Consider the following 22,490-nt stretch of genomic DNA (forward strand, 5'->3'; position numbering starts at 1 on the left):
GTCTGTGGGCGATCCTAGTGGGGGCGGCGGGCCGCTGTCTTACATGCGTGCACGTAGGGAAATTTGCTTCAGGTACGCCTTGGGCGTGAGCCCGGTGTGTTCCCGGAAGCACTTGTAAAACGCCGACAGTGAGTTGAAACCGGCGTTGAATGCCAGGTCGTCGATCGGTACTGCGACGCTGTCGTCGTCGAGGCTGGCCATCAGGTGTTGCAGGCGCGCCTGGTTGACGTAGCGGTAGAAGCTTTGCCCGAGCACCTGGTTAAGCAGGTAGGAGATCTGGTTGCGGCTGTAGCCGCTGGCGTCGGCCACCTGTTGCAGGTCCAGCTCCGGGTCCAGGTACGGGCGTTGGCGCTGGAAGTAATGCTCCAGGTCCTGGGCCATGGTCGACAGCTGCCTTGGCGACAGGCCCAGGCGGCTGGTGGCCGGGCGCGGGCCTGTGCTGGCGTGGCCGCTGCCGCGCTGGCGGACCAGCGTGGCATATTCGTTGACCCGCCAGATCAGGCCGTCCTTGACGGTGATCGCCTCGCTGGACTGGAACGCCACCAGGCCATCGCCACCCTGCACCGTGACTTGATACTGGATGAACGCGGTGCAGCCATCGACGCGGATACGGTCGCTGTGGACGATGTCCTCGCCGGCTTCGTGGGGCAGGCAGGCACGCACGTAGTCGCGCAGTTCCTGGTAGCGGAGCACGCGGTTCTGGAAGAAATCGTGGTACTGGATGTCGGGGTGGTAAAGCGCGATGACGCCGTCGAGGTCGCGGTGCTTCCAGCACAGGTGGTAGCGCAGCACGGTGTCGGCGGTGAGCGGGGTTTGCTCGGGGCCGTCGGGTAGGGTGGTGGCGGTCATGCGCCTGATAGTGCATTGCAGAACACCCAGGTGCAAGGGCGAGAATCTGGCAAATTGCACGGTTTAGGCAAGCGGTTTATGGGGTAAGCCGTTGATTCATATGAATGTAATTTTTTGATACCAATGGCATGACGCGTGCAGCGGTTTGTTCACCATCGAACAAGGAGAAACGCCATGCGCTCGATATTGCTGTGGATGATTGGGGTGCCGATTCCGGTGATCATCCTGATCTGGTTCTTTATGCATTGAGATTTTTTTGGGGCCGCTTTGCGGCCCATCGCGGCTAAATCCGCTCCTACAAAGGTAGCGCTGTAGGAGCGGATTTATCCGCGATGAATTTCACACCAATTTAGAGAAACTGCTCGGCATAGTGGCAAGCCACCTGCCGGGTACTGACCTGTCGCAACGCCGGTACCTCCTTCGCACAACGCTCAGTGGCATACGGGCAGCGCTTGTGAAACGCGCACCCATCCGGCGGGTTAAGCGGGTTAGGCAGCTCCCCGACGATGCGGATCTTCGGTTTCAGCGGGTCTGGATGAATCGCCGGTGTCGCCGACAGCAGCGCCTGGGTATATGGGTGCAGCGGCTTTTCGTAGATATCGCCCTTCGGCCCCATTTCCGCCGGCCGCCCCAGGTACATCACCAGCACCTGATCGGCCACATGCCGCACCACCGCCAGGTTGTGCGAGATGAACACGTAGGCGGTGTTGAACTCCTTTTGCAAATCCATGAACAGGTTCAGCACCTGGGCCTGGATCGACACGTCCAGCGCCGAGGTCGGTTCGTCCGCCACCAGCACCTTGGGCTGTAGCATCATTGCCCGGGCCAGGGCGATACGCTGGCGCTGGCCACCGGAGAACATGTGCGGGTAGCGCTGGTAATGCTCGGGGCGCAGGCCAACCTGCTCCATCATTTTCTGCACTTTTTCGCGCCGCTCGGCCTTGCTCAGTGAGGTGTTGATCAGCAGCGGCTCAGCCAACTGGTCACCAATCTTCTGCCGCGGGTTGAGTGAGGCGTAGGGGCTTTGAAACACCATCTGCACGTCGCGGCGCAGTTGCTTGCGCTCGGCTTTGCTGGCGCCTTTCACCTCGGTGCCGGCGATTTGCAGCGAGCCGGACGACGGCTCTTCGATCAGTGTCAGGGCGCGGGCCAGGGTCGACTTGCCGCAGCCGGACTCGCCGACCACGGCCAGGGTCTTGCCGGCCTCCAGTTCGAACGACACACCATTGAGCGCGCGAACCAGTGCGTGGCCTTTGAACAGCCCACGGGAGACTTCGTAATGCCGGGTCAGCTCCCGGGCGGATAGAACGACGGCCATCACGCCACCTCCTGGTTCAACGGGTAGAAGCAACGCACCAGGCTATGGGCCTGAGGATCGAGGGGCGGGCGCTGGCGCCGGCAGTTGTCCTGCACGTACGGGCAGCGCGGTGACAGCAGGCAACCGACGGGGCGGTCGTAGCGACCGGGGACTATGCCAGGCAGGGTGGCCAGGCGCTCGGCGCCGATGCTGTGTTCGGGGATCGCCGCCAGCAGCGCTTCGCTGTAAGGGTGCGCGGGCACCTCGAACAGCTGCGGCACCTGGCCCACCTCGACGGCTTGGCCGGCGTACATCACGCACACCCGCTTGGCCGTTTCGGCCACCACGGCCAAGTCGTGGGTGATCAGGATGAGTGCCATGTTGCGCTCTTTCTGCAGGTTGACCAGCAGCTCCATGATCTGAGCCTGGATGGTCACGTCCAGCGCGGTGGTCGGTTCGTCGGCGATCAGCAACTTGGGCTCGCCAGCAATCGCCATGGCAATCGCCACGCGCTGGCTCATGCCGCCGGACAACTGGTGCGGGTAGGCGTCCAGGCGGCTTTCCGCTGCCGGGATCTCGACTTTTTTCAGCAGCTCCAGGGCACGTTGGCGCGCGGCCTTGCCCTTCAGGCCCAGGTGCTGGCGCAGCACTTCCTCGATTTGGTAGCCCACGGTGAAGCTGGGGTTGAGCGCGGTCATCGGGTCTTGGAAGACCATGGCGATGTCCTTGCCCACCACCTTGCGCCGCTGACGGCCGCTGAGCTTGAGCATATTGGTGCCGTCGAAGGTAAGCGCGTCGGCGGTGATGCGCCCGGGGGCGTCGATCAGGCCCATCAGGGCCATCATGGTCACCGACTTGCCCGAGCCGGATTCGCCGACGATGGCCAGGATTTCGCCGGCGTCCACGGCCAGGTCCAGGCCATCGACCACCGGTACTGCATGGGCGTCGCCGAAGCGCACGTTCAGGTTGTTGATCTGCAACAGTGACATGGCGTTCTCCTCAGGCGGCGTTCTTGAGTTTCGGGTCCAGCGCATCGCGCAGGCCGTCGCCCATCAGGTTGATTGCCAGCACACTGAGCAGAATGGTCAGGCCGGGCAGGCTGACTACCCACCAGGCGCGCTCGATGTAGTCACGGGCCGAAGCCAGCATGGTGCCCCACTCGGGGGTAGGCGGTTGTACGCCAAGGCCGAGGAAGCCTAGGGCGGCAGCGTCGAGGATGGCCGAGGAGAAGCTGAGGGTGGCCTGCACGATCAACGGTGCCATGCAGTTGGGCAGCACGGTGACGAACATCAGCCGTGGCAGCCCGGCACCGGCCAGGCGTGCGGCGGTCACGTAATCGCGGTTCAGCTCGCCCATCACCGCGGCACGGGTCAGGCGCACGTAGGAGGGCAACGACACGATGGCGATGGCGATCACCGTGTTGATCAGGCCAGGGCCAAGGATGGCGACGATGGCCACCGCCAACAGCAGTGAGGGTAGGGCCAGCATCACGTCCATCAGGCGCATGATCGACGGGCCGAGCAGCTGCGGGAAAAAGCCAGCCAGCAGGCCCAGCAGGATGCCCGGCAGCAGCGACATTACCACCGACGACAGGCCAATCAGCAGCGACAGGCGCGCGCCTTGGATCAACCGCGAAAGCAGGTCGCGGCCCAGTTCGTCGGTGCCGAGGATGAACTGCCAGTTGCCGCCTTCCAGCCATACCGGTGGGGTTAACAGGAAGTCGCGGTATTGCTCGCTCGGATCGTGCGGGGCGACCCATGGCGCAAACAGCGCGCAGAACACCACCAGGCACATGAAAGCCAGGCCCATTACCGCGCCCTTGTTACGCGCGAAGGCCTGCCAGAATTCTTTGTACGGTGAGGGGTAGAGCAGGCTCTGGTCCACCGGGCTGGCCGGGGTGACGGAGTTTGGAATCGGGCTAGTCATGGCGGGGGCCTCAGCGCTGATGACGGATGCGTGGGTTGGCCAGGCCGTAGAGGATGTCCACGACGAAGTTGACCAGGATCACCAGGCAGGCAATTAACAGGATGCCGTTCTGGACCACGGGGTAGTCACGGGCGCCGATGGCTTCGATCAGCCACTTGCCGATGCCCGGCCAGGAGAAGATGGTTTCAGTCAGCACCGCACCGGCCAGCAACGTACCGACCTGCAGGCCGAACACGGTCAGCACCGGGATCAGCGCGTTGCGCAGGCCATGCACGAACACTACCCGGGCCGGTGACAGGCCCTTGGCGCGGGCGGTACGGATGTAGTCCTCGCGCAGCACTTCGAGCATTGACGAACGGGTCATGCGGGCGATCACCGCCAGGGGGATGGTACCCAGCACGATGGACGGCAGGATCAGGTGCATCACGGCATCCTTGAACGCACCTTGTTCGTCGCTGAGCAGGGTGTCGATGAGCATGAAGCCGGTCTTCGGTTCGATGTCGTAGAGCAGGTCGATGCGCCCGGACACCGGGGTCCAGCCCAGGCTTACCGAGAAGAACATGATCAGGATCAGGCCCCACCAGAAGATCGGCATCGAGTAGCCGGCCAGCGATATGCCCATCACCCCGTGGTCGAACAGCGAACCGCGCTTGAGCGCGGCAATCACCCCGGCCAACAGGCCGAAGATGCCGGCGAACAGCAGGGCGGCGAAGGCCAGTTCGAGGGTGGCCGGGAACAGGGTGAGGAACTCGCTCCACACGCTCTCGCGGGTGCGCAGCGATTCACCGAGGTCACCTTGGGCCAACTTGCCGACATAGTCCAGGTACTGGACCGGCAGCGGCTTGTTCAGGCCCAGGCGCTCCATGGCCTGGGCATGCATTTCGGGGTCGACCCTGCGCTCGCCCATCATCACTTCCACCGGGTCGCCGGGGATCAGGCGTATGAGCGCGAAGGTCAGCAAGGTGATACCGAAGAAGGTCGGTATCAGCAGGCCAAGGCGCCGGGCAATAAAACTCAACATTGTCGGGGTTACCTCATCAGGCCGCGCGGCAAGCAGCGCGCTGCGGCAGCGCCGCCGGTCCCCGTGTGGGTTGCCGGCGGTCGTTGTTGTTCTACTTCACCTGGGTAGTGGCGAAGTTGTTGTTGGTCAGAGGGCTGATGACGTAGCCCTCCACGTTGTCACGCATGACCGCGAATACCTTCGGGTGGGCCATGCTGATCCAGGGTTGGTCGTCATCGTACACTTTCAATGCCTCGCTATAGAGCCTTGCACGCTCATCGTTGTCGATCACTTCGCGGGCGCGGGTGATCAGCGTCTGGAATTTAGAATTGCACCAGCGGGCGTAGTTCTCGCCGTTCGTGGCGGCCTCGCAACTGAGCAGCGGGCCCAGGAAGTTATCCGGGTCGCCGTTGTCGCCGGCCCAGCCGGTAGACACCAGGTCGGCTTCACCTTTCTTGGCACGGCGCAGCATTTCGGCCCATTCCATCACGCGGATGTCCAGCTTCAGGCCGATCTGCTTCAGGTCGGCCTGCAGCATTTCGGCTGACAGACGCGGGTTCGGGTTGGTCATGCCGCCACCGTTGCGGGTGAACAGGGTGATGACCGTGCCCTCCGGTACGCCAGCCGCCTTCAGCAGGGCGCGCGCCTGGTCGAGGTCACGCGGCGGGTTCTGGTTGTTCCTGTTGTAGCCGATCATGGTCGGTGGGTAGGGGTTCACGCCCACCAGTGCGTTGCCTTTGCCAAATAACTGGTCAACGTGGGCTTGGCGGTCGAAGGCCATGTTGATGGCTTTGCGCACGCGCACATCGTTCAGGTACTTGTGCTGGGTGTTCATGGCGATGTAGCCGGTGACCAGTGCTTCGATCTCGGCCACCTTGAGTTTGGGGTCAGCCTTGATCGACGGTACGTCTTCCGGCTTGGGGTAAAGCGCGATCTGACACTCGTTGGCGCGCAGCTTCTGCAGGCGCACATTGCTGTCGGTGGCGATGGCGAAAACCAGGGCGTCGGCCGGTGGCTTGCCACGGAAGTAGTCCGGATTGGGCTTGAAGCGGACCTGGGCGTCCTTGTTGTAACGCTGAAAGATGAACGGACCTGTGCCGATCGGCTTGTTGTTCAGCTCTGCGGTCTTGCCGGCCTTGAGCAACTGGTCGCCGTATTCGGCGGAATAGATCGAAGTGAACCCCATGGCCATGTCACGCAGGAACGGCGCTTCTGGGCGGGTGAGGGTGATGACCACCGTATGGTCGTCGGTTTTGTCCACGCTCTTGAGTAGGCTCTTGAAGGCCATGCTTTCGAAGTACGGGTAGCCGACGCTGGTCTTGTCGTGCCATGGGTGGTTCGGGTCCAACTGGCGGTTCAGGCTCCAGAGTACGTCGTCAGCATTGAAGTCGCGGGTTGGCTTGAAATAGTCGGTGGTGTGGAACTTCACTCCCTTGCGCAGGTGAAAGGTGTAGGTCAGGCCGTCTGGCGAGATGTCCCAGCTTTCGGCCAGTGCCGGCTGGATGTCGGTGGTGCCGGGCTTGAAGTCGACCAGGCGGTTGAACAGTGTTTCGGAGGTGGCATCAAACGTGACCCCCGTTGTGTACTGCACCACGTCGAACCCTTCCGGGCTGGCTTCGGTGCACACCACCAGCGGTTTGGCCGCTAGCTGCGTGACGCTGCCCAGCACCAGCGCGGCCAGGGCCAGGCGTAGCGGTAGCCGTTTGATGAAAGCTCTGTGCATGGGTGGAAGTCTCCCTGCTTGCATTGACCCAGCGTAGCCGCCACGGCCCGTAGCGAAGTGGGCCGTGGCGCCAGCGGTCAGAGAATGTTGAATGGAATGGTGGTAACGACCCGGAACTCGTCCAGGCTGCCATCGCCCTGGGCCTTGCTGGCGCGGTGCGCGGTGTAGGTGGCACGGATGCTGGTGTCTTTCAGCGGCCCGCTCTGCACCGCGTAGCTGGTGCCGATGCCCCACTCGTAGTGGGTTTCGCCATCCAGGCCGTTGACGTCATAGGCGGTACCGCGGTAGTGGGTGCCATCGATGCCCCAGCCGCGGGCGTTGTACAGGTTGAACTTGAGCCCCGGTACGCCGTAGGGCGCCATGTTCAGCACGTAGGAAAGCTGCAGCGATTTCTCGTTGGGGCCGTTGAAGTCCGACAGCAGCGAGTTGGCCAGGTAGATGCCATTGGTTTCGTGCAGGTAGTCGAAGTATTCGTTGCCGTTGACCTGCTGCCACGAGGCGCTGACGGTATGGGCCTGGTGGGTTAGGCCGAACGACAGGCTGTAGGTGTCGTTGTCGATTTCCCCCATTTTCTGGCTGCCGGCGTCGACGGTCTTGTAGTAGTTCAGGCCGGTGCTCAGGCTGAGCACGGCGCTGTCGCCGAGCACATGGTTGGCGCCGAAGTAGTACTGGTTCCAGAAGTCGTCAACCTTGGTGGCGTACAGGCTGGTGGTCAGGCTCTTGAACGGCTGGTAGTTGATGCCGGTGGTGCTGGCGCGGTCGGTTTCCACGCCGGTGGCACTGTACTCGCTGCGGAACTTGCTGAGGCTTTGTTCGGTACGTGGCGAGACGCGGTCGAAGGTGCCCAGGTCGAAGCTCAGGTTGTCGAATTCGGCGCTGTGCAGGAATGCACCCTGGAAGCTGGACGGCAGGGCACGGTTGCCGATGTAGGCGATCATCGGCGTGTCCACCGATTGGCGGCCGACGGTGAGGGTGGTGTTGGACACGCGCGCCTTGATGTTGCCCAGGCCCAGCTTGCTCCACTGGCCGACCGGGTCGCCGTCGCTGTGGGTCAGGGTACGGTTGTTCGGCCCGGCGATCGCGGCCCGGCCTTGCTCCAGGGCAATGGCGTTGTAGCCAGCCGCCTCGACGGCGATACCGACGGTGCCCTCGGTGAAGCCGGAACTGTAGTTGAGGATGCTGCCCTGCACCCAGTTGTCACGGCTGTGGGTGTCGTGGCGGGTGCCGTCGCTCTTGTAGTACTTCCACAGCGGGGCGCGCGCCGCGCGTTCACGGGCGTACCAGTTGCGGGTGCTGCCGGACAGGCTCTGGCCGCCGATGAAACCGCTGGCCTGGGCCTGTTCGCTGCTGTCTTTGAGGGTGAGCGGGACGTATTCCTGGCTGTGCGGGTCGGCCTGGGTCACGGTGGATAAGGCACTGATCGATAACGCCAGTGCAGTCAAGGTGAATACTCTCAAGGTTGAAGCTCCCTTTCTTTTCTAGTTATGCCGACCTTGTGGGCCGGGTTTCTTGCTGCGGTGTTGCCAGGGTTGCCCGGGGTCTCCGGGCTAAATCGGGTAGTTGTGTTGCCTGTGCCGGCCTCTTCGCGGGTAAACCCGCTCCTACAGGGGATGTGCACACCCCAGGCTTGTGGAGAACCCTGTAGGACGGGTTTACCCGCGAAGAGGCCGGTACCGGCTAATGCCTAATCAACACTCACACCGGAAAAATCATTGCGCCCAAACGGGCTGACATTGAATTGGGAAACCTTGACGCTCAGTGGCTGGTTGACCGTGGAATGCGCCACTGGGGTAATCGGCACTTGCTGCTTGAGACGCTGCTGGGCCTGCTGGTACAGGGCAGTGCGCTGCGTACGGTCGGTCACCTGTTTGGCCTGCTTGACCAGGCTGTCGTACTGCGGGTCGCACCACAGCGAGTAGTTGTTGCTGCCGATGGCATCGCAGTTGTAGAGGGTGCCCAGCCAGTTGTCTGGGTCGCCGTTGTCACCGGTCCAGCCGATCAGGGCGATGTCGTGCTCACCGCTTTTCATGCGCTTGAGGTACTCGCCCCATTCGTAACTAACGATGCGCACCTTGAAGCCGAGCTTGTTCCAGTCGGCCTGGAGCATCTCGGCCATCAGCTTGGCGTTGGGGTTATAGGGGCGCTGCACGGGCATTGCCCACAAGGTGACTTCGGTGCCTGGCTTGACCCCCGCCTGCTGCAGCAGTTGCCGGGCTTTGTCCGGGTTGTAAGGCGCATCTTTGAGGCTGTTGTCATAGGACCACTGGGTGGGCGGCATGGCGTTGACCGCCAGTTGGCCGGAGTCCTGGTACACCGCCTGGAGAATCGCCTGCTTGTTCACCGCCATGTCCATCGCCTGGCGCACTTCCAGGCGGTCGAACGGTGGGTGCTGGGTGTTGTAGGCGATGTAGCCGAGGTTGAAGCCAGGCTGTTGCAGCACCTGCAGCTTGCTGTCGGCCTTGAGCGCCGGCAGGTCGGCCGGGCGCGGGTGCAGGGTGACTTGGCATTCGTTGCGGCGCAGCTTCTGGATGCGCACCGAGGGGTCGGTGTTGATCGCGAACACCAGGTTGTCGAGCTTCACCTCATCCGGCGCCCAGTAGTGCGGATTGCCCTTGTAGCGGATTTGCGAATCCTTCTGGTAACGCTGGAACACGAACGGCCCGGTGCCGATCGGTTGCTGGTTGATGGCGCTGGGGCGGCCGCTGGCCAATAGCAGGCCGGCGTATTCGGCGGAAAGAATGGAGGCGAAGCTCATGGCCAGGTTCTGGACGAACGCGGCGTCAACTTTGTTCAAGGTGAACACCACGGTCATCGGGTCGGTTTTTTCGACCCGGGCAATGTTCTTGTCCAGCCCCATGCTGACGAAATAGGGGAACTCGGTGGGGTAGGCCTGGCGGAACGGGTGGCCTTTGTCGAGCATGCGGTTGAAGGTAAACAGCACGTCGTCGGCATTGAAGTCGCGGCTTGGGCTAAACGCCTTGTTGCTGTGGAACTTCACCCCTTCGCGCAGGTGGAAGGTGTAGCGCAGGCCGTCGTCGGACACCTCCCAGGCGGTCGCCAGGGCCGGGTGCACGGCGGTGCCGCCGCGCTCGAACTCGACCAGGCGGTTGTACAGGGGTTCGGCAGCGTCGTTGTCGGTGGCGCTGGTGTATTGGGCGGTGTCGAAGCCGGCGGGGCTGCCTTCGGAGCAGAACACCAGGTTGTTGGCCAACACGGCCGGGGATTGGCTGAACAGGCCCAGGGCCAGCAGGGTGGAAAGGCGGGCGGCGTGGCGCATGGCAAGTCCTTTACGTCTGTTTGCACCGCCTCGGGGTAAGAATGGCGGCAACAGTTCGCCGACCCCGCTGCGGATAGCGGCGGGACGGCATGAAGAGCGGGTTAAGTTGGTGGGGCACCCGCTGTTTGGCGGGTGCCCTGGCTAGCCTATTTGTCCACACTGACGCCGTAGAAGGAGTTCAGCGAGAACGGGCTGATCTTGAAGTCCTTCACCTTGGCACTCATGGGCTGGTACACGGTGGAGTGGGCGATCGGGGTGATCGGCACCTGCTCTTTGAGAATGTGCTGCGCCTGCTGGTACAGCTCGGTGCGCTTGGCCTGGTTGGACGTGGCCTTGGCCTGCTTGATCAAATCGTCGTAGGGCTTGTAGCACCACTTGGAGAAGTTGTTGCCGTTCATGGCATCGCAGCCGTACAGGGTACCCAGCCAGTTGTCCGGGTCACCGTTGTCACCGCTCCAGCCAATCAGCATGGCGCCTTGTTCGCCACCTTTGGAGCGTTTGATGTATTCACCCCATTCATAGCTGACGATCTTGGCCTTGATGCCGACCTTGGCCCAGTCGGATTGCAGCATTTCGGCCATCAGCTTGGCATTGGGGTTGTAGGGGCGCTGCACCGGCATGGCCCACAGGGTAATCTCGGTGCCTTCCTTGATGCCGGCTTCCTTGAGCAGTTGTTTGGCCTTCTCGGGGTCGAAGGCGGCGTCCTTGATGCTGTCGTCATAGGACCACTGGGTCGGTGGCATGCCGTTGACTGCCAGCTGGCCGGCGCCCTGGTAAACCGACTCGATGATCTTTTTCTTGTCCACGGCCATGTCCAGCGCCTGGCGGACTTTCAGTTGGGCTAGCGGGTTGGCTTGGTTGCTGCCCTTGACCTTGTCCATCACGTTGTAGGCGATGTAGCCGAGGTTGAAGCCGGCCTGCTGCGGCATTTGTAGCTTGGGGTCCTGCTTTAGCGGCTGGATATCGGCCGGGCGCGGGAACAGGGTGACCTGGCATTCGTTTTTCTTCAGCTTCTGCATGCGCACCGAAGCATCGGTGGTGATAGCGAAGATCAGGTTGTCGATCTTCACGTCATCGGGTTGCCAGTAGTCCTTGTTACCCTTGAAGCGGATCTGCGCGTCCTTCTGGTACTTGCTGAATACGAACGGGCCGGTGCCGATCGGTTTCTGGTTGATGTCGGCAGCCTTGCCGTCCTTGAGCAACTGGTCGGCGTATTCGGCGGACTGGATCGAGGCGAAGCTCATGGCCAGGTTCTGGATGAACGCGGCGTCCACCTCGTTGAGGGTGAACTTCACCGTGTGCTCGTCGAGCTTCTCCAGCTTGGCGATGTTCTTGTCCATGCCCATGTCGGTGAAGTACGGGAACTCGGTGGGGTAGGCCTTGCGGAACGGGTGGTTGGTGTCGAGCATGCGGTTGAAGGTGAACAGCACGTCGTCGGCGTTGAACGGGCGGGTGGGTTTGAAGTAGTCGGTGGTGTGGAACTTGACCCCTTCACGCAGGTGGAAGGTGTACGCCTTGCCGTCGTCGGATACTTCCCACTGGGTCGCCAGGCCCGGGATGACTGCAGTGCCGCCGCGCTCGAACTGCGTCAGGCGGTTGAACACGGTCTCGGCCGAGGCGTCGAAGTCAGTCCCTGTGGTGTATTGCCCTGGGTCGAAGCCGGCCGGGCTGCCTTCGGAGCAGAACACCAGGTTGGATGCCGCGAGTGCCGACGGTGCGCCGGAAAGCAAGCCTGCGCCAAGCAGGAACGGAATGACTGCGTGTTTGAGCATGGTGGCCTCATTGTTGTCATTTTTCGGATGAGGTGGCCTCGTGAGCCGACCTGCGGATACTTATGCAGGGGGTGTTCCCAATGCAATACGCAGAAGGATAGTTGGCGCCGGAAAAGTGGCACGATCGTACATGGATGTCGCATCGGTGTAACTTTCGTCGAAGTTAAACGTTTGCGTGGGCAAAATGATGGCTTTTTGCAGAATTTTGCGGAGCGGGGATAAATGTAGGAAGCACCTTTTAGGTGCGTAGGAAGTGTCTGAAAATGCTTAGCTTGAGGGGCGGTCCCAGTGGGAGCGGGCACGCCCGCGAACACGGGCGAAGCCCGTGCCATCCGCCGAGGTGGTTTTTCGCGGGCATGCCCGCACCCACAAGTGTTTCGTGGATCTGTTATGGCATCTGCACTTCGATCAAGCCATCAGCATTCATGCTCACTTCACTGGTTCCGGCTTCAATATCTGGTGCCGGTGCCGCCTCGTCAGCCCCCATAGCCTTCATCGCCATCGGTGCACTGCGCAGGTAGGGGCGTGGGTAACCGCTGCTGTTGAGGTTCAGGCTGACCACTTTATAGCCCTTGCCGCCCAGCGCCTCGGTGGCCAGTTGTGCGCGGGCCTTGAAGGCATTCACCGCGTCCTTGAGCAGTTCGTCCTCGCTGGCCTTGCGCGTGGCCGGGGCGATGGAGAAGTCCATGCCGCCCATTTTCAGCGTTTGCAGCAGGTCGGCGGTCAGCTGCGACAGGGCTGGGAAGTTAGCGCTTTCCAGACGCAGTTCGGCGCGCTCGCGCCAGCCGGTGATCGTCTGGCCTTTGCTGTCATACACCGGGTAGCTGTTGCGGCTGCCCTGGCTGATCTTCACGTCCTTGACTTGGCGTGCCTGCTGTAGCGCTGTGTTCATGGTTTCGGTGATCTGCTTGGCGAGCTTGCCTGGGTCGGTGTTCTGCGCTTCGCTGTACACCGTCACCACCATCAGGTCGCGCGGTACTTCCTTGCTGACCTCGGCACGCAGCGAGACCTGGTTGTAGCGCGGCTCATCGGCAGCCAGCACCGGCAGGCTGGCGAGCAGGCCGCAGGACAGGATCAGGGCGGCGCCGCGACGTGGGATGTGCATAAGGTACTCCTTGGCAATTAAAGGCGTGGGTTGTGGCCATCCATTCCACGCATGGCCGATCAGACCGGCAACAGTGTAGTGGGTTCAAAAGTGCCATCATCAAGCTGTGACAAAGTGTGGCGCTTTGCCGCATCGCTGCAGCGAGGCGCCCGGCTTCGGTATACTCCAGCCGATTTTCTGGAGCACTCATCAGGAGAGCTCATGCTCGCTGCCGTACAACCGTTGTCTGCTACTCGCCAGAACCTCTGGCGCCTGACCGTCATTCGGGTCTTGGTCCTGGCTGCCCAGGCCGGCTCCGTGGGCGTCGCCTACTGGACCGAACTGCTGCCATTGCCGTGGTTGTCGCTGGCCGGCACCTTGGCCTTGTCCTCGCTGCTGTGCGCGTTCACGGCCCTGCGCCTGCGCCTGTCGCTGCCGGTCACCGAAATGGAGTACGCCCTGCAGCTGGCCTGTGACCTGCTGATCCACAGTGCCTTGCTGTATTACTCCGGCGGTTCGACCAACCCGTTCGTGTCCTACTACCTGGTGCCGCTGGCGATTGCTGCGGTGACCCTGCCGTGGCTGTATTCGCTAATTCTCTCGGGTATCGCCCTAACCGCCTACAGCTTGCTGCTGGTGCAGTTCTACCCGCTCGAAGGCCTGCCAATGGCCCGCGACAAGATGCAGGTTTACGGCATGTGGCTGAGCATCGCCCTGGCCGCCGCTGTGATCACCTTCTTTGCCGCGCGCATGGCCGAAGAGTTGCGTCGCCAGGAGCAGCTGCGCTCCGAACGGCGTGAAGAGAGCCTGCGCGACGAACAATTGCTGGCTGTGGCCACCCAAGCTGCCGGCGCTGCCCATGAGCTGGGTACGCCGTTGGCGACCATGAGCGTGCTGATCAACGAGATGCGCCAGGACCACACCGACCCGCTGTTGCAGGAAGACCTGCAAATTCTGCAGGACCAGGTGAAGCTGTGCAAAGAGACCTTGCAGCAGCTGGTGCGGGCAGCCGAAGCCAACCGCCGCCTGGCCATCGTCGAGCAAGATGTGACCGCCTGGCTGGATGAGGCGCTGAACCGCTGGCACCTGATGCGCCCGGAAGCCAGCTACCGCTTCCAGCGCCTGCGTGACGGCCAGGTGCCCCGCCTGATCCCGCCACCAGACCTGACCCAGGCGCTGCTTAACCTGTTGAACAATGCAGCCGATGCCTGCCCCGATGACCTGGAAGTGCGCCTGGACTGGGACACCCATGACATCGTCATCAGCATCCGCGACCACGGCCCAGGCGTGCCGCCGGCCATTGCCGAAGCCATCGGCAAGCCCTTCATTACCACCAAGGGCAAAGGCTTCGGCCTTGGCCTGTTCTTGAGCAAGGCCAGCGTGACCCGTGCGGGCGGTTCGGTGAAACTCTATAGTCATGAACAGGGTGGCACCCTGACCGAACTGCGCCTGCCCTACGGTAAGCGAGGAGATGAATGATGAGCGAAGAAAACCAGGTCGAAAGCGAAGAGCTGCCGCACCTACTGCTGGTGGATGACGATGCCACCTTCACCCGGGTCATGGCCCGTGCCATGAGCCGTCGGGGTTTCCGAGTGAGCACGGCCGGCTCTGCCGAGGAGGGGCTGATCCTGGCCCAGCAGGACCTGCCGGACTACGCCACGCTGGACCTGAAGATGGACGGCGATTCCGGCCTGGTGCTGCTGCCCAAGTTGCTGGAGCTGGACCCGGAAATGCGCGTGGTGATCCTGACCGGTTACTCGAGCATTGCCACCGCCGTGGAAGCGGTGAAGCGGGGCGCCTGCAACTACCTGTGCAAACCTGCCGACGCCGACGATGTGCTGGCGGCGCTGCTTTCCGAACACACCGACCTGGATACCCTGGTGCCGGAAAACCCCATGTCGGTCGACCGCTTGCAGTGGGAGCACATCCAGCGCGTGCTCAACGAGCATGAGGGCAATATTTCGGCGACTGCGCGGGCGTTGGGCATGCACCGTCGGACCTTGCAGCGCAAATTGCAGAAGCGCCCGGTTCGCCGTTGATTCGGCGGTGGCCTCTTCGCGGGCAAGCCCGCTCCTACAGGTTTTGTAGGGGCGGGCTTGCCCGCGAAGAGGTTGGTCCTGACAGAAACTTCTTGATAATCCCCCGCGATCTCCGCAATTCCTGACATGTTGGCGTATCATTAGCCCCCTAATGGCAACCCCTTTCAGGATCGCTTGCGCATGCTCGCCCTTCTTATCCAGACGCTGAACATCACGGCACCGGTTTTCGCCATGCTGTTCATGGGCGTGCTGCTTAAACGCATTCACCTGATCGACGACAATTTCAACCGCGTTGCCTCGCAACTGGTATTCAACGTCTGCATGCCGGCGCTACTGTTCCTCGGCATCTACCACGCCGACCTAGGGGCAGCGGTCAAACCCGGGGTACTCCTCTATTTCATCGTTGCCACCCTGGTCGGCTTCGCCATTGCCTGGGGCCTGGCCATTTGGCGCAGCCCGCTGGCGGACCGGGGCATCTATACCCAGGGCGCGTTCCGCGGCAACAACGGCGTCATTGGCCTGGCGCTGGCCGCCAGCCTGTATGGCGACTATGGGATCTCCCTGGGAGCCGTACTCGCCGGCCTGGTCATCCTCCTGTACAACTCGCTGTCGGCGGTGGTGCTGGCGGTTTACAGCCCAGACCTCAAATCCGACCCGTGGAGCATCTGCAAGAGCATCTTCAGCAACCCGCTGATCATCAGTGTGCTGCTGGCCACACCCATGGCTTACGGCCAGGTGCCGCTGCCCAACTGGCTGCTGACTTCGGGCGACTACCTGGCGCAGATGACCTTGCCGCTGGCGCTGATCTGTATCGGTGGCACCCTATCGTTGGCTGCCCTGCGCGACAGTGGCAGGTTGGCGTTCGATGTCAGCCTGGTGAAAATGGTCTGGCTGCCGCTGTTGGGTACCCTTGGTGCTTGGCTGTGTGGCTTTCGCGGCGCCGAACTGGGCATTTTGTTCCTGTACATCGGCAGCCCCACGGCCGCGGCCAGCTACGTGATGGCGCGGGCGGCCAACGGTAACCATCAGCTGGCGGCGTCAATTATCGTGATTACCACGCTAATGGCAGCGATCACCACGAATATTGGTATTTTCATCTTGCAGTGGGGCGGATGGATCTAGATCCTTGACTGCAAACAACAGCAATAACACTGCCTCACTGAACTAAAGGACACTTCATGCAAGACCAGAGCACGCCCGAACGGTTACAGCGCGGGCTGAAGAATCGTCATATCCAGCTGATCGCGCTGGGCGGGGCCATTGGCACCGGGTTGTTCCTGGGCATCGCCCAGACCATTCAGCTGGCTGGCCCCTCGGTGCTGCTGGGCTATGCCGTTGCCGGCCTGATGGCGTTCTTCATCATGCGCCAGCTGGGTGAAATGGTGGTGGAAGAGCCAGTAGCCGGTAGCTTCAGTCACTTCGCCCACCAGTATTGGAGCGAGTTCGCCGGCTTTGTCTCGGGCTGGAACTACTGGGTGGTCTATGTGCTGGTCGGCATGGCCGAGCTGACAGCGGTGGGCATCTATGTGCAGTACTGGTGGCCGGACTTCCCTACCTGGGCCACGGCGGCGATCTTCTTCGTGGTAATCAACCTGATCAACCTGACGCAGGTGAAGGTCTATGGCGAAATGGAGTTCTGGTTCGCCTTGGTCAAGGTGGTGGCTATTGTCAGCATGATCGGCTTCGGCGCCTGGCTGCTGACCAGTGGCCATGGCGGCCCGGATGCCAGCGTGGCCAACCTGTGGCAGTACGGTGGCTTTTTCCCTAACGGCGTCACCGGCCTGGTGATGGCCCTGGCGGTGATCATGTTCTCGTTCGGTGGCCTGGAGTTGGTGGGTATTACCGCTGCCGAAGCCGATAACCCGCGGCAGAGCATTCCCAAGGCTACCAACCAGGTGGTGTACCGCATCCTCATCTTCTACATCGGGGCACTGGCGGTATTGCTGTCGCTGTACCCGTGGCAGAAGGTGGTGCAGGGCGGTAGCCCGTTCGTGATGATCTTCCACGAGCTGGACAGCGACCTGGTGGCGACCATCCTCAATATCGTGGTGCTGACGGCCGCGCTGTCGGTGTACAACAGCTGCGTATACGCCAACAGCCGCATGCTGTTTGGCCTGGCCAGCCAGGGCGATGCGCCACGCCAATTGCTGAAAGTAAGCCGCAGCGGCGTGCCGCTGACCGCGCTGGGTGTATCGGCTTTGGCGACTGGCCTGTGCGTGCTGATCAACTACCTGATGCCGGGGGAGGCCTTTGGTTTGCTGATGGCCCTGGCGGTGTCGGCATTGGTGATCAACTGGGCGAGCATCAGCATTACCCACCTGAAGTTCCGCAAGGCCAAGCTGGCGGCCGGCATTACCCCCTTCTACAAGAGTTGGGGGCACCCGCTTACCAACTACCTGTGCCTGGCATTCATCGTGCTGATCTTGGTGGTGATGTACCTGACCCCGCCGATTCGCATTTCGGTGATGCTGATCCCAGGATGGATTGCCGTGCTGTGGGTGGCCTTCAAGCTGAAGAAGGCCCGCCAGGCTAAATAAGCAAGGCAGGCCCGGCCTCTTCGCGGGTAAACCCACGAAGAGGCCGGTACCGGCAACCTATTGGTAACTGTCGATCACTTCCTGCGCCGCACGAAATGCATCGATCGCCGCTGGCACCCCTGCATACACCGCGCAGTGCAACAGCGCCTCGCGAATCTCCTCCACCGTACAGCCATTGTTCAATGCGCCACGCACATGCCCCTTGAGCTCTTGCGGGCACTTGAGTGCGGTCAGCGTGGCCAGGGTAATCAGGCTGCGGGTTTTCAGCGGCAGCCCATCGCGCGCCCACACGCTACCCCAGGCATGTTCATTGACGAAGTCCTGCAGCGGCTGGGTAAAGTCGGTGGCATTGCTCAGGGCGCGGTCGACGAAGGCATCGCCCATTACCTGGCGGCGAATCTGCTCGCCGGTCTTGTTGCTATCAGCCATGTTGTTTTCCTTAGTGTTGGCGGCGCCAGGCACGCACGGTGGTGTACAGCAACACCATGGCGAGCACCGGCAGTACATAGAACAGCATCAACCGCTCCAGGCGACCGGCCAGTGGCATGCCCATGGTAAACGCGGCCACATGCAGGCCGTAGGCCAGGTACAGGCACAGGAACACCAGGCCTTCGGCGCGGGTAATTCGGTAACCGGAATAGAACACTGGCAGGCTCAGCGCGGCAACGCCAAGCATCACCGGCAGGTCGAAGGCCAGGGCATTGGGCGAGATTGATAGCGGTTCGGGGGTTATTAGCGCGGTCAGGCCCAATACCGCCAGCAGGTTGAACAGGTTGCTACCGATCACCGTGCCCACGGCGATTTCCCGCTCACCACGCAGGGCGGCGATCAGTGCAGCGGCCAGTTCCGGCAGCGAGGTGCAGATGGCGACGACGGTCAGGCCAATGATGCGCTCGGACAGGCCAAGGTCGGTGGCGACCTCCACGGCGGCCTCCAGCAGCAGGTGGCCGGCCAGGCTCAGCAGGCCGAAGCCGGCCAGCACTTGCAGCAGCGTCCCCGACCAGAAGCGCCCGGCACCGCTTGTGACGGTGCCCGGGGCGGGATAAGTGCGGGCGTAGTGGCGCGACTGATGCCAGAGTGTCATCAGGTAGCCGGCCAGGCCGAGTAGCAGCAATACCCCTTCGGCGCGGCCCAAGTGGCCGTTGGCGGACAGCGCGTAGACCAAGCCGCTGGCGACGATCATCAATGGGAGGTCCAAGCGCACCAGTTGGCGCGACACGCGCAGTGGGATGACCAATGCAGCCAGGCCGAGAATGACCAGTACGTTGAAGATGTTGCTGCCGATCACGCTGCCCACCGCCACATCCGGCGCGCCTTGATAGGCGGCCTGCAGGCTGACAGTCAGCTGTGGCGCGGTGCTGCCGAACGCCACCAGGCTCAGGCCGATGATCAGCGGGCGTACGTGAAGGCGTTGCGCCAGGCGCAGGGCTGCCCGCACCAGCAACTCAGCACCAGCTACCAGCAATAGCAGGGCAATGCCCAGTTGCAGCAGGCTAAAGGTAGGAAGGGTGGCCAGGTCGAAAATGGTCGGACTCCTGTCGCGTCAGTCGCTAAGCCCTTGTACTCGCACGCGCGCCGTTCCGCTACGGAGCATGCCGATTTTTTCTGCTGCTGCGCGTGACAGGTCGATCAGACGGCCACGGGTGTGTGGGCCACGGTCGTTGATGCGTACCACCACGCTGCGTTGGTTGGCCGTGTTGGTGACCCGTACGCGGGTGCCGAAGGGCAGGCTGCGGTGGGCGGCGGTAAGGCCGTGCTGGTTGAACGGTTCGCCGCTGGCGGTGCGTTTGCCGTGGTGGCGCGAGCCGTAATAGGAAGCGGTGCCCGTCTGGTCGTAGCCGCGCGGGTCGATGTCATGGCTGGCGCAGCCGGCCAGCAGGGAGAAGAGGGCGAGGGTGCCCAAGGATCGTTTTAGCAAGTGAATGCTCCGATACTGGAAGTGGGGCCGCTGTGCGGCCCACCGCCGGCAAGCCAGCTCCCACAGCCGCCCCACGGCCCTTGAGGGCGGTGCTGTAGCTGTGGGGGCTGACTTGCCGGCGATCGAGGGCAGAGCCCTCGCCGCTTTTTTACATCACCCTTCGAGCTTGGCTTTGAGCAATTGGTTCACTTGCCCCGGGTTGGCCTTGCCTTTGGAGGCTTTCATGGCCTGGCCGACGAAGAAGCCGAACATTTTACCGCGCTTGGCCTCGTCGGCCGCACGGTACTGTTCGACCTGCTCGGCGTTGGCCGCCAGCACTTCGTCGAGCATCTTGTCGATCGCACCCGTGTCGGTGACCTGCTTCAGGCCTTTGCTCTCGATGATGCTGTCAGCATCGCCTTCACCGGCGGCCATGGCCTCGAACACGGTTTTGGCGATTTTGCCGCTGATGGTGTTGTCGCGAATACGCAGCAGCATGCCACCCAATTGCGCGGCGTTGACCGGCGCCTGGTCGATCTCGATGCCCAGCTTGTTCAGCAGGCTGCCCAGTTCGACCATGACCCAGTTGGCAGCCAGCTTGGCGTCGCCACCAATCTTTACCACCTCTTCGAAGTAATCTGCCTGTTCGCGGCTGGATGCCAGCACGTTGGCGTCGTAGGCCGACAGGCCGTATTGGCTCTGGAAGCGCTCGACCTTCTGTGGCGGCAGCTCTGGCAGGCCGGCGCGCACGGTTTCAAGGAAGCTGTCCTCGATCACCACCGGTAGCAGGTCTGGGTCGGGGAAGTAACGGTAGTCGTTGGCTTCCTCTTTGCTGCGCATGGACCGGGTTTCGTCCTTGTTCGGGTCGTACAGGCGGGTTTCCTGTACCACCTTGCCGCCGTCTTCGATCAGGTCGATCTGGCGCTGAATCTCGCTGTTGATCGCGCGCTCGATGAAGCGGAACGAGTTGACGTTCTTGATCTCGCAGCGGGTGCCGAACTCGGCCTGGCCTTTCGGGCGGATCGACACGTTGCAGTCGCAACGCAGCGAGCCTTCGGCCATGTTGCCGTCGCAGATGCCCAGGTAACGCACCAGCGCATGGATCGCCTTGACGTAGGCCACGGCCTCCTTGGCACTGCGCATGTCAGGCTCGGAGACGATTTCCAGCAGCGGGGTGCCGGCACGATTCAGGTCGATGCCGGTGGCGCCGCTGAAATCTTCGTGCAGGCTCTTGCCGGCGTCTTCTTCAAGGTGCGCGCGGGTGACCCCGATGCGCTTGATGGTGCCGTCTTCCAAGGCGATATCCAGGTGGCCCTTGCCGACGATCGGCAGCTCCATCTGGCTGATCTGGTAGCCCTTGGGCAAGTCGGGGTAGAAGTAGTTCTTGCGTGCGAACACGTTGCGCTTGCCGATCTCGGCATCGATGGCCAGGCCGAACATGCACGCCATGCGCACGGCTTCCTGGTTCAGCACCGGCAGCACGCCGGGCATGCCCAAGTCGACCAGGCTGGCCTGGGTGTTCGGCTCGGAACCGAAGGTGGTGGCGCTGCCGGAGAAAATCTTCGACTGGGTGGCGAGCTGAGTGTGGATTTCCAGCCCGATCACAACTTCCCATTGCATGTGTGAATTCCTCAGAAGCCGTTGGGGGCGCGGGTGTGCCAGTCGGTCACTTGCTGGTAGCGGTGCGCGACATTCAGCAGGCGGCCTTCCTGGAAGTACGGCGCCAGCAGTTGCACGCCGACCGGCAGGCCATCGACGAAGCCGGCTGGCATCGACAAGCCTGGCAGGCCCGCCAGGTTGGCGGTGATGGTGTAGACGTCTTCCAGGTAGGCGGCGACCGGGTCGCTGCTCTTGGCGCCGAGCTTCCAGGCCGGGTTTGGCGTGGTTGGGCCAAGGATCAGGTCGACGTCGTTGAAGGCGGCCATGAAGTCGTTCTTGATCAGGCGGCGAATCTGCTGCGCCTTCACGTAGTAGGCGTCATAGTAGCCGGCCGACAGGGCGTAGGTGCCGACCATGATGCGCCGCTGCACTTCCACGCCGAAGCCTTCGCCACGCGAGCGCTTGTACAGGTCGGTGAGGTCTTTTGGGTCTTCGCAGCGGTAGCCGAAGCGTACGCCGTCGAAACGCGACAGGTTGGAGGAGGCTTCAGCTGGGGCGATCACGTAGTAGGCCGGGATGGCGTGCTGCATGTTCGGCAGGCTGATTTCCTTGACCACCGCGCCGAGCTTTTCCAGCTCTTTGACGCTGGCATGGACCAGGTCGGCGATGCGCGGGTCCAGGCCGGCACCGAAGTATTCCTTCGGCAGGCCGATGCGCAGGCCCTGCAGCGAGGCATTGAGGTTGGTGCTGTAGTCCGGCACCGGCTCTTCGATGCTGGTGGAGTCCTTGGCGTCGAAACCGGCCATGCCTTGCAGCAGCAGGGCACAGTCTTCGGCGGTGCGGGCCAGCGGGCCACCCTGGTCGAGGCTGGAGGCGTAGGCGATCATGCCCCAGCGCGACACGCGACCGTACGTCGGTTTGAGGCCGGTGAGGTTGGTCAGCGCCGCCGGCTGGCGGATCGAGCCACCGGTATCGGTGCCGGTGCTGGCTGGCAGCAGGCGTGCAGCCACGGCCGCGGCCGAACCGCCCGACGAGCCGCCCGGGACGTGCTCGAGGTTCCAGGGGTTCTTCACCGGGCCGTAGTGGCTGGATTCGTTGGCCGAACCCATGGCGAATTCGTCCATGTTGGTCTTGCCCAGAGTAACCATGCCGGCTTCGGCCAGCTTGGCAACCACCGTGGCGTCATATGGCGCCTTGAAGTTGTCGAGCATCTTCGAGCCGCAGCTGGTACGTACGCCGTTGGTGCAGAACAGGTCCTTGTGGGCCACCGGGGCCCCCAGCAGTGCGCCGGTTTCGCCTGCGGCGCGACGGGCGTCAGCGGCACGCGCCTGGCCCAGGGCCAGGTCTTCGGTGACGCTGATGAAACTGTTGATTTGTGGGTCGAGTTGCTTGATGCGCGACAGTAGCGCGCCGGTCAGCTCTTCGGAGGAAAACGACTTGTCGGCGAGTCCGCGGGCGATCTCGGCCAGGGTCAATTGATGCATGGCAGG

19 protein-coding genes are annotated in these 22,490 nt (G+C 62.5%); 4 read left to right on the forward strand and 15 right to left on the reverse strand.

Translation table 11 applies throughout. The annotated features are described in order from the left end of the window. Nucleotides 1-39 precede the first annotated feature (39 nt). The 10 genes from DV532_RS04635 to DV532_RS04680 form a co-directional block, all read right to left on the reverse strand. On the reverse strand, nucleotides 40-849 hold the full coding sequence (locus DV532_RS04635) for a nuclear transport factor 2 family protein (protein WP_056795865.1): 810 nt from the start codon (nucleotides 847-849) through the stop codon (nucleotides 40-42). 349 nt (nucleotides 850-1,198) lie between these two features. Further along, nucleotides 1,199-2,167, reverse strand: coding sequence for a peptide ABC transporter ATP-binding protein (locus tag DV532_RS04640; protein ID WP_056795868.1), 969 nt, complete (start codon nucleotides 2,165-2,167; stop codon nucleotides 1,199-1,201). Continuing rightward, nucleotides 2,167-3,135, reverse strand: a complete 969-nt coding sequence (locus DV532_RS04645) for an ABC transporter ATP-binding protein (RefSeq protein ID WP_056795870.1) — start codon at nucleotides 3,133-3,135, stop codon at nucleotides 2,167-2,169. The genes DV532_RS04640 and DV532_RS04645 overlap by 1 nt, the downstream gene beginning before the upstream one ends. Nucleotides 3,136-3,145: 10 nt before the next feature. Further along, nucleotides 3,146-4,072, reverse strand: coding sequence for an ABC transporter permease subunit (locus DV532_RS04650; RefSeq protein ID WP_056795873.1), 927 nt, complete (start codon nucleotides 4,070-4,072; stop codon nucleotides 3,146-3,148). Nucleotides 4,073-4,082: 10 nt separating this feature from the next. Beyond that, nucleotides 4,083-5,093 carry an ABC transporter permease subunit gene (locus DV532_RS04655; protein WP_056795876.1) on the reverse strand — a complete coding sequence of 337 codons (1,011 nt, stop codon included), beginning with the start codon at nucleotides 5,091-5,093 and terminating at the stop codon, nucleotides 4,083-4,085. A gap of 91 nt (nucleotides 5,094-5,184) precedes the next feature. Continuing rightward, nucleotides 5,185-6,795, reverse strand: coding sequence for an ABC transporter substrate-binding protein (locus DV532_RS04660; RefSeq protein ID WP_056795879.1), 1,611 nt, complete (start codon nucleotides 6,793-6,795; stop codon nucleotides 5,185-5,187). A gap of 77 nt (nucleotides 6,796-6,872) precedes the next feature. After that, nucleotides 6,873-8,252 carry an OprD family porin gene (locus DV532_RS04665; RefSeq protein WP_056795881.1) on the reverse strand — a complete coding sequence of 460 codons (1,380 nt, stop codon included), beginning with the start codon at nucleotides 8,250-8,252 and terminating at the stop codon, nucleotides 6,873-6,875. Nucleotides 8,253-8,479: 227 nt separating this feature from the next. Next, nucleotides 8,480-10,072: an ABC transporter substrate-binding protein gene (locus DV532_RS04670; RefSeq protein ID WP_056795884.1), complete on the reverse strand. Its 1,593-nt coding sequence runs from the start codon at nucleotides 10,070-10,072 to the stop codon at nucleotides 8,480-8,482. Between the two features lie 146 nt (nucleotides 10,073-10,218). Further along, complete coding sequence (locus tag DV532_RS04675) at nucleotides 10,219-11,844, reverse strand: ABC transporter substrate-binding protein (RefSeq protein ID WP_056795886.1); 1,626 nt, start codon at nucleotides 11,842-11,844, stop codon at nucleotides 10,219-10,221. Nucleotides 11,845-12,232: 388 nt separating this feature from the next. Then, nucleotides 12,233-12,949: an SIMPL domain-containing protein gene (locus tag DV532_RS04680; protein WP_056795888.1), complete on the reverse strand. Its 717-nt coding sequence runs from the start codon at nucleotides 12,947-12,949 to the stop codon at nucleotides 12,233-12,235. Between the two features lie 201 nt (nucleotides 12,950-13,150). Here DV532_RS04680 and DV532_RS04685 point away from each other — a divergent pair, with 201 nt between their 5' ends. The 4 genes from DV532_RS04685 to DV532_RS04700 all read left to right on the forward strand — a co-directional run bounded on the left by DV532_RS04685 (nucleotide 13,151) and on the right by DV532_RS04700 (nucleotide 17,504). Further along, nucleotides 13,151-14,407, forward strand: a complete 1,257-nt coding sequence (locus tag DV532_RS04685) for an ATP-binding protein (RefSeq protein WP_056795891.1) — start codon at nucleotides 13,151-13,153, stop codon at nucleotides 14,405-14,407. Continuing rightward, nucleotides 14,407-14,967, forward strand: coding sequence for a response regulator transcription factor (locus DV532_RS04690; protein ID WP_056795893.1), 561 nt, complete (start codon nucleotides 14,407-14,409; stop codon nucleotides 14,965-14,967). The genes DV532_RS04685 and DV532_RS04690 overlap by 1 nt, the downstream gene beginning before the upstream one ends. A 180-nt stretch (nucleotides 14,968-15,147) precedes the next feature. Further along, a complete protein-coding gene (locus DV532_RS04695; protein ID WP_056795894.1) occupies nucleotides 15,148-16,089 on the forward strand; it encodes an AEC family transporter in 942 nt (313 codons plus the stop codon). A gap of 56 nt (nucleotides 16,090-16,145) precedes the next feature. After that, nucleotides 16,146-17,504: an amino acid permease gene (locus DV532_RS04700; RefSeq protein WP_056795895.1), complete on the forward strand. Its 1,359-nt coding sequence runs from the start codon at nucleotides 16,146-16,148 to the stop codon at nucleotides 17,502-17,504. Between the two features lie 57 nt (nucleotides 17,505-17,561). On the opposite strand, the gene DV532_RS04705 is transcribed toward DV532_RS04700, so the two are convergent. The 5 genes from DV532_RS04705 to gatA form a co-directional block, all read right to left on the reverse strand. Next, complete coding sequence (locus tag DV532_RS04705) at nucleotides 17,562-17,933, reverse strand: carboxymuconolactone decarboxylase family protein (RefSeq protein ID WP_056795896.1); 372 nt, start codon at nucleotides 17,931-17,933, stop codon at nucleotides 17,562-17,564. A 10-nt stretch (nucleotides 17,934-17,943) separates the two neighbouring features. Beyond that, nucleotides 17,944-18,987: a calcium/sodium antiporter gene (locus tag DV532_RS04710; RefSeq protein WP_056795898.1), complete on the reverse strand. Its 1,044-nt coding sequence runs from the start codon at nucleotides 18,985-18,987 to the stop codon at nucleotides 17,944-17,946. Between the two features lie 60 nt (nucleotides 18,988-19,047). Beyond that, nucleotides 19,048-19,422: a septal ring lytic transglycosylase RlpA family protein gene (locus DV532_RS04715; RefSeq protein WP_056795908.1), complete on the reverse strand. Its 375-nt coding sequence runs from the start codon at nucleotides 19,420-19,422 to the stop codon at nucleotides 19,048-19,050. Nucleotides 19,423-19,575: 153 nt separating this feature from the next. Beyond that, nucleotides 19,576-21,021: an Asp-tRNA(Asn)/Glu-tRNA(Gln) amidotransferase subunit GatB gene (gene gatB, locus DV532_RS04720; RefSeq protein ID WP_056795911.1), complete on the reverse strand. Its 1,446-nt coding sequence runs from the start codon at nucleotides 21,019-21,021 to the stop codon at nucleotides 19,576-19,578. An 11-nt stretch (nucleotides 21,022-21,032) separates the two neighbouring features. Further along, nucleotides 21,033-22,484, reverse strand: coding sequence for an Asp-tRNA(Asn)/Glu-tRNA(Gln) amidotransferase subunit GatA (gene gatA / locus DV532_RS04725; protein ID WP_056795913.1), 1,452 nt, complete (start codon nucleotides 22,482-22,484; stop codon nucleotides 21,033-21,035). Nucleotides 22,485-22,490 lie beyond the last annotated feature (6 nt).

Source organism: Pseudomonas sp. Leaf58 (genome assembly GCF_003627215.1).
Classification (GTDB): Bacteria; Pseudomonadota; Gammaproteobacteria; order Pseudomonadales; family Pseudomonadaceae; genus Aquipseudomonas.